The sequence below is a fragment of the Bordetella genomosp. 7 genome, from assembly GCF_002261265.1.
Classification (GTDB): domain Bacteria; phylum Pseudomonadota; class Gammaproteobacteria; order Burkholderiales; family Burkholderiaceae_B; genus Bordetella_A.
The window spans coordinates 579,215-590,862 of sequence record NZ_NEVK01000004.1; the positions used below are offsets into that span (position 1 = coordinate 579,215).

General features: G+C 64.7%; 11 protein-coding genes. 3 read left to right on the forward strand and 8 right to left on the reverse strand.

The window, feature by feature from the left end; all coding sequences use genetic code 11:
* Window positions 1–20: 20 nt before the first annotated feature.
* From glcF to aroG, 5 genes are all read right to left on the reverse strand, one after another.
* Window positions 21–1,259, reverse strand: coding sequence for a glycolate oxidase subunit GlcF (gene glcF, locus CAL19_RS09900; RefSeq protein ID WP_094796678.1), 1,239 nt, complete (start codon window positions 1,257–1,259; stop codon window positions 21–23).
* Window positions 1,260–1,265: 6 nt separating this feature from the next.
* The gene (gene glcE, locus CAL19_RS09905; protein WP_094796679.1) at window positions 1,266–2,372 is read right to left on the reverse strand and encodes a glycolate oxidase subunit GlcE; all 1,107 of its coding nucleotides are present in this window, start codon (window positions 2,370–2,372) and stop codon (window positions 1,266–1,268) included.
* Window positions 2,373–2,383: 11 nt separating this feature from the next.
* Window positions 2,384–3,883: an FAD-linked oxidase C-terminal domain-containing protein gene (locus CAL19_RS09910; protein WP_094796680.1), complete on the reverse strand. Its 1,500-nt coding sequence runs from the start codon at window positions 3,881–3,883 to the stop codon at window positions 2,384–2,386.
* A gap of 87 nt (window positions 3,884–3,970) precedes the next feature.
* Window positions 3,971–5,380 (reverse strand): FAD-binding oxidoreductase, encoded by a 1,410-nt coding sequence (locus tag CAL19_RS09915; RefSeq protein ID WP_094796681.1) that lies wholly within the window; start codon window positions 5,378–5,380, stop codon window positions 3,971–3,973.
* Between the two features lie 103 nt (window positions 5,381–5,483).
* Complete coding sequence (aroG, locus tag CAL19_RS09920; protein WP_026638079.1) at window positions 5,484–6,557, reverse strand: 3-deoxy-7-phosphoheptulonate synthase AroG; 1,074 nt, start codon at window positions 6,555–6,557, stop codon at window positions 5,484–5,486.
* A gap of 257 nt (window positions 6,558–6,814) precedes the next feature.
* Between aroG and CAL19_RS09925 the strand changes: the two genes are divergently transcribed.
* Together CAL19_RS09925 and CAL19_RS09930 are read left to right on the forward strand one after the other, a co-directional pair.
* Window positions 6,815–7,375, forward strand: a complete 561-nt coding sequence (locus CAL19_RS09925; RefSeq protein WP_094796682.1) for a M23 family metallopeptidase — start codon at window positions 6,815–6,817, stop codon at window positions 7,373–7,375.
* Window positions 7,376–7,422: 47 nt separating this feature from the next.
* Entirely contained in the window at window positions 7,423–7,992 is a 570-nt protein-coding gene (locus CAL19_RS09930) for a FecR family protein (protein WP_094796683.1), read from the forward strand.
* 15 nt (window positions 7,993–8,007) lie between these two features.
* Here CAL19_RS09930 and tldD read toward each other — a convergent pair whose 3' ends face one another.
* Window positions 8,008–9,468 (reverse strand): metalloprotease TldD, encoded by a 1,461-nt coding sequence (tldD, locus tag CAL19_RS09935; protein WP_026638082.1) that lies wholly within the window; start codon window positions 9,466–9,468, stop codon window positions 8,008–8,010.
* Window positions 9,469–9,486: 18 nt separating this feature from the next.
* Entirely contained in the window at window positions 9,487–10,305 is an 819-nt protein-coding gene (locus tag CAL19_RS09940) for a carbon-nitrogen hydrolase family protein (RefSeq protein WP_094796684.1), read from the reverse strand.
* Between the two features lie 140 nt (window positions 10,306–10,445).
* Between CAL19_RS09940 and CAL19_RS09945 the strand changes: the two genes are divergently transcribed.
* Window positions 10,446–10,805, forward strand: coding sequence for an H-NS family nucleoid-associated regulatory protein (locus CAL19_RS09945; RefSeq protein WP_094796685.1), 360 nt, complete (start codon window positions 10,446–10,448; stop codon window positions 10,803–10,805).
* A 103-nt stretch (window positions 10,806–10,908) separates the two neighbouring features.
* On the opposite strand, the gene CAL19_RS09950 is transcribed toward CAL19_RS09945, so the two are convergent.
* The gene (locus tag CAL19_RS09950; RefSeq protein WP_026638085.1) at window positions 10,909–11,541 is read right to left on the reverse strand and encodes a DUF4136 domain-containing protein; all 633 of its coding nucleotides are present in this window, start codon (window positions 11,539–11,541) and stop codon (window positions 10,909–10,911) included.
* Window positions 11,542–11,648 lie beyond the last annotated feature (107 nt).

Consider the following 11,648-nt stretch of genomic DNA (forward strand, 5'->3'; position numbering starts at 1 on the left):
CCTGCCCCAACGCGGCCGCGCTACGACTTCGTCGTCTGCGCCTGCAATAGTTCGTCCACGATCTCGATCCAGTGCCGCACCGGCGTATCGGTACCGCTTTGCAGGTGGGCAACACAACCCATGTTCGACGACAGGATGATGGGCGGCGCCTGCGCCGCGATGGACTTGAGCTTGCGGTCGCGCAGTTCCAGCGCCATGTCGGGGTTCAGCACCGAATAGGCGCCCGCCGAGCCGCAACACAGATGGGTGTCGGCGAAAGGCTGCAGCTCAAACCCCAGATCGGCCAGCAGGCGTTCGCTGACTGTGCGCAGGCCCTGCCAGTGCTGCAACGTGCAAGGCGGATGGAATGCCGCCTTGCCGGCGCGTGCCATGCGGGTGCGCAATGCCGGCGCATGCGGAGCCACGACCTCGGCTACGTCCTTTACCATTTCGACGATGCGCGCCGCTTTCCCGGCATAGCGCGCGTCCTTGCGCAGATGGTGGGCGTATTCCTTGACCATGGCGCCGCACCCGGACGCATTCATCACGATGGCCTCGATCTCGCCGCGCTCGACCATCGGCCACCAGACATCGATGTTGGCCCGCATCTGGTCCAACGCTTCGTCCTGGGCGTCGAGGTGAAAGTTGATGGCTCCGCAGCACCCTGCGCCGGGCGTCGCACGCGCCCCGATGCCGATCGCATCCAGCACGCGCACGGTGGCGGCATCGATGGTGGGCATCATGGCTGGCTGCACACAGCCGGCCAGCAGCAGCACCTGGCGCGCATGGCCCCTGGTGTCCGGCAACCGCCCCGGGTCGCGCCGCACCGGCACCTTGCGCCTGAGCGCGGCCGGCAACAGTTCCCGCAGCATCTGTCCCGCGCGCATCGCCGCAGCGAACAGGGCGGAGTTCATTCCTTTGCGCAACAGCAGCCGCATCATGCGGTCGCGCCACGGGCGCCGCACCTTTTCGTCGACCAGGCGGCGCCCGATATCGACCAGGTGCCCGTACTGCACCCCCGACGGACAGGTGGTTTCACAGTTGCGGCATGTCAGGCAGCGGTCCAGATGCTGTTGAGTCGAATGGGAGGGCTGCGCGCCTTCAAGCACCTGCTTGATGAGATAGATGCGGCCGCGCGGCCCATCCAGCTCGTCGCCGAGCACCTGGTACGTCGGGCACGTGGCCGTACAGAACCCGCAATGCACGCAGCGGCGCAGGATAGCGTCGGCCTCGCGGCCGTTGTCGGTGTCACGCGCCCAGGAAGCAAGATTAGTTTGCATACCGGGTCATAGCTCCCGTACCAGGCGGCCTGGATTGAACAAGCCGGCCGGATCCAGTTCATGTTTCAGGCGCCGCGTAATCGCCGCCACGCCGGGCGAAAGCGGATGGAACACGCCATCGTCCGGGGTCGCCGTGCCGTTGGCGCGGAACAACGTGGCGTGTCCGCCAAGCCGCTGCGCAAGCTCGCGCATCGCATGCGCGTCGGCGTTGCCGCTGACCCAACGCTGGCCGCCGCCCCATTCGATCAGTGCCGGCCTGTCCAGCCCCAGCCCCGGCGCCGCCGGCGGCAAAGCCAGGCGCCACAGGGGCAGGCCGCGGCTGAAAAACGGATGCGTCTGCTCCCGCAGCGACGTCCAGAACCGTTGCGCGTCGGCCGGGTCCATTTCATCGCCGCCGATGTGCCTGGCTGCCGAGCGTACCGCCGCAGGAGCGCCGGACAGGCGTACCGTCACGCAGCCTTCGTCGCCATCGGCCGGGACCCAGCAGCTGGCCGACACCGCAAGCGGCCGGGCGCGCCAGGCCGCGAAGTGTTGCAGCGCCTGCGCCTCTGTGGCGTCGTAACGAACAGTGCGTTCCTCGTAGGGCCGCGGCATCACCTTGAGCGATACATCGAGAATCGCGCCGAAGATCCCATGCGACCCGGCCAGTAACCGCGATACATCGTAGCCCGCCACGTTCTTCATGACTTCGCCGCCGAATGACAGAACGCGGCCCTGCGAATCGAGCAACCGCGCGCCCAGCACGTAATCGCGCACCGCCCCTGCCGCCATCCGGCGCGGCCCGGCCAGGCCCGCGGCCACACAGCCGCCAACGGTGGCCGTCGACCCGAAATGCGGCGGCTCGAACGCCAGCATCTGCCCCTGTTCATCGAGCACCGCTTCCAGCATGGCCAGCGGCGTGCCGGCGCGCGCCGTCACAACCAGCTCGGACGGCTGGTAGCTGATGATGCCGTTGTAAGGGGTCATGTCGAGCAGGCAGTGGCCGTCCTGGGGCGTCACCGCCCGGTAGTTGCCGTAGAACGATTTGCTGCCGCCGCCCATCACAAACAGCGGCCGGTGGCCGGCGCGCGCCGTCATGACCTGCTCGCACAGTTCCCTGAGGACAAATTCCATAAAGCGCAGCCCTAGAAGCGCGCCAGATCGGGAAAACTTATTTGGCCCGCGTGTACGTGCATCTTGCCGTATTCCGCGCAGCGAGCCAGGGTCGGTATGACCTTTTCGGGGTTCAGCAGGCCAGGAGGGTCAAACGCCCTCTTCACTGCAAGAAACGCGTCCAGTTCATCACGCGAAAATTGCACACACATTTGATTTATCTTCTCCATTCCCACCCCGTGCTCTCCGGTCAGGGTGCCTCCCACCTGCACGCACAGCTCAAGAATTGCCGCGCCGAATTTTTCCGCCCGCTCGACCTCGTCGGGCTTATTGGAATCAAACAGGATCAACGGATGCAGGTTGCCGTCTCCCGCGTGAAACACATTGGCGCAGCGCAGCCCGAACTCATCTTCCATCTGTTCGATGGCGCCCAGCACGCGCGCCAGGTGGCGACGAGGAATCGTGCCGTCCATACAGTAATAGTCGGGCGAGATCCGGCCTGCAGCGGGAAAGGCGTTCTTGCGCCCTGCCCAGAACCGCAGCCGTTCGGCTTCGTCGCGCGAGACCTGCAGGCGCGTGGCGCCGGCCTGGCGGAAAACCGCCTCCATGCGCTCGACTTCGTGGGCGACTTCTTCGGGTGTGCCGTCGGATTCGCACAGCAGTATGGCCTGCGCCGTGAGATCGTAGCCCGCATTGACGAAGGGCTCGACCATCTGCACCGCCCGTCGATCCATCATCTCGAGCCCGGCCGGTATGATGCCGGCAGCGATGACGTCGGTCACGGCCTGCCCGGCGGCCTCGATGCTGGAGAAGCTGGCCATGATCACCTGCGCGCACGCAGGCCTGGGTATCAGCTTGACGGTTATTTCGGTCACGAGCCCCAGCATGCCTTCGGAGCCGACGAACAACGCCAGCAGGTCCAGCCCCGGAGCGTCGGGCGCATCGGAGCCCAGCTCGACCACGTCGCCCTCGATGGTGACCACGCGCGCGCGCAACACGTTATGCACAGTCAGGCCGTATTTCAGGCAATGCACGCCCCCTGAATTTTCAGCCACGTTGCCGCCGATGGTGCAGGCAATCTGGCTCGACGGGTCTGGCGCGTAATACAGGCCATAAGGCGCGGCCGCCTCGGAGATGGCAAGATTTCGCACCCCCGGCTCGACGACGGCCGTGCAGCTGGCCACATCCACGTGCTTGATGCGGTTGAATTTGGCCAACCCCACCAATATGCCTTGTGAATGCGGCATGGCGCCGCCCGACAGGCCCGTGCCGGCGCCGCGCGCCACCACGGGCACGTTCATGCGCTTGCACAGCCGCAGTACGGCCACCACCTGCTCCTCGGTTTCGGGAAGCACCACGACGGGCGGCAGCGTCCGATACAGCGACAGGCCGTCGCATTCGTATGGGCGCGTGTCTTCTTCACGGTGGAGCACGCAATGGGCCGGCAACACCCCGTGCAGTGCGTCGATGACGCGGGTGGCGGAGAAAGGCTGCGAGGCGTGACTGAGGTTCGGTTCTGCCAGGGAATTCATGAGCGCAACGATAGCGCGCGCCTATCGTTCGCGGCAGAGCGGATTTACCCGCACACGCACGCCCCAACCAAACCCCGCCCGCCCCGGCTACCAGCTGATTACCTTGCCCGGATTGAGGATATTGTGAGGATCCAGGGCATGCTTGATGCTGCGCATAAGGGCCAGCGCATCGGGGCCGTGCTCATCTGCCATGAATTGCATCTTGTGCAGGCCGATGCCGTGTTCGCCCGTGCACGTGCCGTCGGCGGCGATCGCGCGCCGCACCAAATTGTGATTTATGGTTTCAGACTCTTGCCATTCTGCTTCGCTGTCGGGATCCAGCAACATCAGTACGTGGAAATTGCCGTCGCCCACGTGACCGACGATGGTGTAGGGAAAGCTGGCCTGTTCAAGTTCGTCGACGGTTTCCCGCACGCAATCCGCCAGCCGGGAAATGGGCACGCAGACGTCGGTCGTGCTGGCGCGGCAACCGGGCCGCAGCTGCAGCCCCGCGAAGTAGGCATTGTGCCGCGCCGTCCAGAGCCGGTTGCGGTCTTCGGGACGCTCGGCCCACTCGAAATCCATGCCGCCGTGGTCGGCCGTGATGCTCTGCACCAGTGCGGCCTGCTCTTGCACGCCCGCAGGGCTGCCGTGGAACTCGAACACCAGCATGGGCGATTCGCGCAGGTTCAGCTTGCTGTGCAGATTGACCGCGCGCACCGCGGCCGTATCCATGAATTCCACCCGGGCCACGGGCACGCCCATCTGGATGATCTCGATGACGCTCATGACGGCCTCATCGAGCACCGGAAAGTTGCAAACCGCTGCGGACACTGCCTCGGGCTGCGGATACAGGCGCACGGTTACCTCGGTGATGATGCCCAGCGTGCCTTCGCTGCCCACGAACAGGCGGGTAAGGTCGTAGCCTGCCGATGACTTGCGCGCCCGGCTCGAAGTGCGGATGACGCGACCGTCGGCAGTGACCACCGTCAGCGACACGACGTTCTCGCGCATGGTGCCGTACCGTACCGCGTTGGTGCCCGATGCCCGCGTCGCGGCCATGCCGCCCAGGCTGGCGTCGGCGCCCGGGTCGATGGGAAAGAACAAGCCGGTATCGCGGATCTGCTCGTTGAGTTGCTTGCGTGTCACCCCGGCCTGTACCGTGGCGGTCAGGTCTTCGGCATTGACGGCCAGCAGCTGGTTCATGCGCGACAGGTCCAGGCTGATACCGCCCTGGATGGCCAGCAGATGGCCTTCCAGCGATGACCCGGCGCCGTAGGGAATGAGCGGCACGCGATGCTCATTGCAAAGGCGGGCCACCGCCGCCACCTCTTCGGTGGTTTCGGCAAACACCACAGCATCGGGCAGCATGGGCGGATACGGCGATTCGTCGCGCCCATGATGCTCGCGCACGGCGTGCGACACAGAAAGGCGGTCAGCGAACTGCGCGCGCAGGGCATCCAGGCATGAAGAAGGAACCGGGCGGCGCAGGGTTTCGGCTGTGGCGGGTGCATTCATGGCGACATCAACGCAGGAAAGATTTGGAACCTTCCATTCTACGCCGCCCGCAGCCTGGCGGCCGCCTGTGGCTGGCGCCGTGGCCGTGCCCGCCCCCGTGCGCCTATTTGCCGGCGGTGGCCAGCACCCGGCGCCGCTCTTTCACGGCGCGGGCCAGCCGTTCCAGCACCTGCACCGAAGCGTCCCAATCGATGCAGCCGTCGGTGATGCTCTGGCCGTAGACCAGCGGTTCCCCCGGCAGCATATCCTGCCGCCCCCCTACCAGGTGGCTCTCTACCATCAGGCCGACAATGCGTGCATCACCGGCCTCGACCTGGCGCGCCACGTCGTCGGCCACCAGCGGCTGATTCTCGGGCTTCTTGCTGCTGTTGGCGTGGCTGGCGTCGATCATGACGCGCTGCGCCAACCCCGACTTGGCCATTTCCTGGCATGCCGCCGAGACACTGGCCGCATCGTAGTTGGGCGCCTTGCCGCCGCGCAGGATCACGTGGCAGTCTTCATTGCCAGCCGTTGCGACAATGGCAGAGTGCCCGCCCTTGGTCACCGAAAGAAAATGATGCGGCTGCGACGCGGCCTTGATCGCATCGACGGCGATCTTCACATTGCCGTCGGTGCCGTTCTTGAAACCCACCGGACACGACAGCCCGGAAGCCAGCTCGCGATGAACCTGGCTTTCGGTCGTGCGCGCCCCGATGGCGCCCCAGGACACCAGGTCAGCGATGTACTGCGGGGTGATCATGTCCAGGAACTCGCAGCCGGCGGGCAGCCCCTGCGTGTTGATGTCCAGCAGCAGCTCGCGGGCCACCCGGATACCGCGGTTGATGTCGAAACTGCCGTCCAGCGCCGGGTCGTTGATGAGCCCCTTCCATCCCACCGTGGTGCGCGGCTTCTCGAAGTACACCCGCATCACGATTTCGAGTTCGCCGAGCAGGCGGTCGCGCACTGGCTTCAGGCGCGATGCGTACTCGAGGGCCGCACGGGTATCGTGAATAGAACAAGGGCCGATGACGACAATCAGGCGGTCGTCCATGCCGTGCAAGATGCGGTGCATGCCCTGGCGCGCCTGGAAAACGGTTTCGGATGCCTGCTGGGTGCAGGGAAACTCGCGCATGACGTGCGACGGCGGGTTCAGTTCTTTGATTTCGCGAATGCGTAAGTCGTCGGTATTGTGCGACACGGTAAAGCTCCTGGATGACCCGCCAGGCTGACGGCACAAAAAAGCCGCCAGGGTGCTGGCGGCTTTTTTGAGGGATTCGGTACGAACTTCAGGTTGAGCGTGCCCCTTCCTCCGCCAGCGGCTTCAGAAACCCAAAAAAATAAAAATAAAAAGCGGGGGACGCGAATTTCATAGCGGCAAACTCTAGCACATAGTTTTTCGGCCGTCCACGGTTTTCTGGCTGCGGAACCCGGCCGGCAGCCAGCCATCCAACCCTCATGACTGCTCGACTCACCAGATTGTCCTGGCTCTGGCGCGCAACAAAGCGCCTGGCCCTGCTCGTGGCGCTGGGCGCCCTGGCCTGGTGGGGCTGGCCCCGCCTGCCCGACGGCTGGCGCGCGCCCTGGCACATCGTCAGGTTGAGTCTCCAGCCCGCGCCCACCGCCCTGCCCGTCCCGGTGGCCGGGGTCGCGCCACAGCAACTGGCCGACACCTGGGGCGCGTCCCGTGGCGCCGATCGCCGCCACGAGGGCATCGACATATTCGCGCCGCGCGGCACGCCGGTGCTGTCAGCCACAGAGGGCGTGGTAACGCGCCTGGACACCACGCCCATAGGCGGCAAGGTCGCGTGGGTGCTGGGCCCGGGCAGGCAGATGCACTATTACGCGCACCTGGACGGCTACGCGGCCGCCGCCCCGGGCAAACTGGTGGCGCCGGGCGAGCCGCTGGGCTACGTCGGCAACAGCGGCAACGCGCGCGGCACACCGCCGCATCTGCATTACGGCATATATCAATCGGGCGGCGCCATCAATCCGTACCCCCTGCTGCGCGCCCCTTGATCCGCCCGGGCGCTACACTCTTGGTTCCCAGGACAACACCGAACGATATGGCCACCGAGGTATGGACTCGCACGCGGCGCTGGCTGACGATAGGCGCCGGCGTCGTGCTGTTGGGGCTGGCGCTGTTATTTACCGCCAGTTGGGTCATGCGCGACACGTCGCCCCAGTACAGCACGCAGGCGCGCACGGGCAGCGGCGAACTGCTCAAGCTGACGCTGCCCGACGATTCCACCGTGGCGCTCAACCGCAATACCGCCCTGGCCGTCGCGTATTTTTCCCGGCGGCGTCGCATCGCGCTGGGCAGCGGCGAGGCATTTTTCCATGTGCGCTGGCAGCGCCGCGCCGCCTTTGAAGTGAGCAACGGCCCGGACACCATTGAAATCGTCGGCACCCGCGTTCCCGTGCCGGATACCCGATTCAATGTTCGGGCAACCCCCGACGCCTTGCAAGTGCAAGTACAGGCCGGAACCGTAAGGGTGCAGACCCCGGCGGCCGGCCCGCGCGATTATGTGGAACTGCACGCCGGCGACAGCCTGACACTGTGGCGTGACCAGCGGCCGCATGAACTGGCGCGGGTCGACCCGGCCAGCGTAGGCGGCTGGCTCGGCGCACCCTGATGCCCGGCCGGGCGCTCAGCCTGTGCCGCCCACCGTCAGGCCATCCATGCGCACGGTCGGCATCCCCACGCCCACGGGCACGCTCTGGCCGTCCTTGCCGCAGGTGCCCACGCCCGAATCGAGCTGCAGGTCGTTGCCGATCAGGCTGACGCGGTTCATCGCGTCGGGGCCATTGCCGATCAGCGTGGCTCCCTTGACGGGATAGGTCACCTTGCCGTTCTCGATCATGTAGGCCTCGGAAGCCGAAAACACGAACTTGCCGTTCGTGATATCGACCTGGCCGCCGCCGAAGTTGGCCGCGTACAGGCCGCGCTTGACCGAGGCGATGATTTCCTGCGGCGGCGTGTCGCCCGCCAGCATGTAGGTGTTGGTCATGCGGGGCATGGGAAGATGCGCGAACGACTCACGGCGCCCGTTGCCGGTGGCCGCCGTCTTCATCAACCGCGCATTCAGCGTATCTTGCATATAGCCGCGCAAAATGCCGTCTTCGATCAGCACATTGCACTGCGTGGCATTGCCTTCGTCGTCGATATTCAGCGAACCGCGACGATCGGGCAAAGTTCCGTCGTCGATGACGGTAACGCCCTTGGACGCCACCCGTTGGCCTATGCGCCCCGAAAAAATACTGGACCCTTTACGGTTGAAATCGCCCTCCAGGCCGTGCCCCACCGCTTCGTGCAGCAAGATGCCCGGCCAGCCCGACCCCAGCACCACCGTCATTTCACCGGCGGGCGCAGGCCGGGCCTCGAGATTGACCATGGCCTCGTGTACCGCGCGCTCGACATAGCCCTGCAGAATTTCGTCGGAAAAATAATCGAGGCCCAGGCGCCCGCCGCCGCCGGCATGGCCCATCTCGCGACGCCCGTTGCGCTCGGCGATCACGGTCAGCGACAGCCGCACCAGCGGACGCACATCGGCCGCCAGCCGCCCATCGCTGCCGGCCACGAGCACTACGTCGTATTCGGCGCCGAGCCCGGCCATCACCTGGATGACGTGCGGGTCGCGCGCGCGCGCCATGCGCTCGACGCGCTCGAGCAGCGCCACTTTTTCGGGCGCGGTCAGGGTCGACAGCGGGTCGATGTCCGCATACAGGCTGCGGCCTGAAACAGGCGGCACCTGCGCGGCCACCTTCACCTTGCCCGCGCCCCGCCGTGCAATGCCCCGCACCGCATGGGCCGAGGACAGCAGCGCGTCCGGCGACAGCGAATCGGAATAGGCAAAGGCGGTTTTCTCGCCGCTGATGGCGCGCACGCCCACGCCCTGCCCGATGGAAAAACTGCCGGTCTTGACGATGCCTTCTTCGAGGCTCCAGCCTTCGCTGCGCGTGTACTGGAAATACAGGTCGGCATAGTCGACCTTGTGGGTGAAAATCTCGCCCAGGGCCCGGGCCAGGTGCGCTTCGTCCAGACCCCAGGGGTCGAGCAGCAGTGACTTGGCAGTGGCCAGGGATTGAATATCAGGATCTATCAGGTTCATTAAATGTTGTCTCTGTGTCTACAGGACGCGATGGCGCAGCGCGGGCAGCAAGGCCCGCACTTGCGCCAGACGCTCAGCCTCTATGGTACCGCTGACCACGCCCGGCCCCTCTGGCAATACGTCGATAATTTCGCCCCAGGGGTCGATCAGCATCGAATGGCCCCAGGTACGGCGGCCATTGGGGTGGCGGCCGCCCTGGGCGGCAGCGAGCACATAACATTGGTTTTCAATGGCGCGCGCGCGCAGCAATAATTCCCAGTGCGCTTTACCGGTGGTATAGGTAAATGCCGCGGGCACCAGAATCAGGTCCACTTGCCCCAACGCCCGATACAGCTCGGGAAAGCGCAGGTCGTAACACACCGACAAACCCACCCGCCCCCACGGCGCATCGAAAGCCCGTACCGTGTCACCCGGACGGATCGCGATGGACTCGTCGTACGCTTCGTTGCCGCGCTTGAAATTGAATAAATGGATCTTGTCATAGCGAGCCGCCGGCTGACCGTCCGGGCCGTATACAAACGTCGTATTGAATACGCGGCCGGGATCCGGGCACGCCAGCGGTAAGGTTCCCCCCGCCAGCCATACCTGATGGCGGCGCGCCTGTGCTGCAAGAAAGTCCTGGACGGGCCCGGCGCCGGGTTCTTCTTTGATTTCAAGCTTTTGCAGGTCGCCATGGCCCATGAAGCAGAAATATTCGGGCAAGGAAACCAGGCGCGCCCCGGCGGCGGCGGCCTTCTCGATTAATTCGGCGGCTTGCGCAAGATTATCCTGCACATTGGGCGTGGAAATCATCTGAATTGCGGCCACATGCGTCGAATTCGAGCCAGAATTACCCATATTTAGACCCTCTGCCAAATTAAAAACAGCGCACCATAATGTTCGCCACATATGAACTTCTGTATTATGTGCGTAATGCCGCAACTTCGAACATTATGCGGCGCCATTTCGTATATACCCAATAAATCCCAGGACACCACATGGCCCGAGAAAGCTATTCCGCCTTGCAAGCAAAGATAGAAAGAGAAATCAACAAATTGCAAAAAAAAGCCGAAGCTTTGCAGAATAAGCGGCGCAAACCGGTAATCGCGTCAATCATTACGTCCATGCGCGAATACAATATTACCCCTGAAGAAATTGCGTTGGCCTTTAATAAAGGCGTCAAGGCGCCGCGCGGCGCCAGCGCACGCAAGGCGGCTCCCGCCAAGCGTCAGGTGGCGCCCAAATATCGCCACCCCGAAACCGGCGAAACCTGGAGCGGCCGCGGCAAGCCCCCGCGCTGGTTGACGGCCGAAGAGGCCGCGGGCCGCACCCGCGAGGCCTTTCTTATTGCCGATTAACGGCGGCGCAACGGCCCGGCATTGCCTGCAAGAGCCACCGGCGGCGCCCACGCCGCCGGTTTCAGCACGGTAACGTAACAGAACGCGGATATAACGCGACGCCCTAGCGCCCCGACGGGTATTCAACCTGACGCTCCGAGCCATTATTACCCGGAAAACCGTCGAAAATCGCGCGTGCCAGGTACGGCATGGTGCGCACCAGGTCTTCCTGCCCAGTCACGATATAAGCCGACGCCCGATATACTTCGGCGCCGCCCCGGGCGGTATCGGTTATCTGCACGCTGAGCCGGTTGCGATAGGCCACGGCGGGCACGTCTACCCAATCGGGGCCCCAATAGCCCACGCCCGGCCCCCACCAGCGGGGCCCGTAAAATCCGCCGAACCCGCCATAGAAATATGGATCGTAGGCGCGGCGCACCATCACCTGAGTCTGCTGCGCCCCATATTCGAACGACACATGAAAACGCGCTTTCTGGCCCGGTTGAGCCTCGACCAGACCGGTGGGCCCGATGCTTGCCCGCAGCGCGTCTTGATAGGTCTGGTATTCAAGGTTGCCGGCCTGTCCTGGCGTGGCGTCCACGAATTTATAGGTCTGGCCTTCGACCCCGGCCGGCCATTGCTGGAAGGACGTCACCCGCGCCTGCACCGTGGGCGCGGCGCATCCGCTTAGCAAACCCGCCGACAAAACCAAAGCCAAGGCGGCCCAGCGCCACATTTTCGACCAGATTGCTGACATGATGCTTCTCCCAGGGCGCCTATCGTACGCAAGTTTCGACCGCGCCGGGGCCCGAAAGTTTTCAACGGGATATTTCTGCCGGCCATCGAGCACATAGCGTGCCACTA

Excerpts from the sequence above, each read along its gene's own strand:
- glcF (WP_094796678.1), bottom strand. The coding sequence starts at position 1,259 with ATGCAAACTAATCTTGCTTCCTGGGCGCGTGACACCGACAACGGCCGC.
- CAL19_RS09930 (WP_094796683.1), top strand. The coding sequence starts at position 7,423 with ATGGCCACCGAGGTATGGACTCGCACGCGGCGCTGGCTGACGATAGGC.
- CAL19_RS09945 (WP_094796685.1), top strand. The coding sequence starts at position 10,446 with ATGGCCCGAGAAAGCTATTCCGCCTTGCAAGCAAAGATAGAAAGAGAA.
- CAL19_RS09915 (WP_094796681.1), bottom strand. The coding sequence starts at position 5,380 with ATGAATGCACCCGCCACAGCCGAAACCCTGCGCCGCCCGGTTCCTTCT.
- CAL19_RS09910 (WP_094796680.1), bottom strand. The coding sequence starts at position 3,883 with ATGAATTCCCTGGCAGAACCGAACCTCAGTCACGCCTCGCAGCCTTTC.
- CAL19_RS09940 (WP_094796684.1), bottom strand. The coding sequence starts at position 10,305 with ATGGGTAATTCTGGCTCGAATTCGACGCATGTGGCCGCAATTCAGATG.
- CAL19_RS09925 (WP_094796682.1), top strand. The coding sequence starts at position 6,815 with ATGACTGCTCGACTCACCAGATTGTCCTGGCTCTGGCGCGCAACAAAG.
- tldD (WP_026638082.1), bottom strand. The coding sequence starts at position 9,468 with ATGAACCTGATAGATCCTGATATTCAATCCCTGGCCACTGCCAAGTCA.
- glcE (WP_094796679.1), bottom strand. The coding sequence starts at position 2,372 with ATGGAATTTGTCCTCAGGGAACTGTGCGAGCAGGTCATGACGGCGCGC.
- CAL19_RS09950 (WP_026638085.1), bottom strand. The coding sequence starts at position 11,541 with ATGTCAGCAATCTGGTCGAAAATGTGGCGCTGGGCCGCCTTGGCTTTG.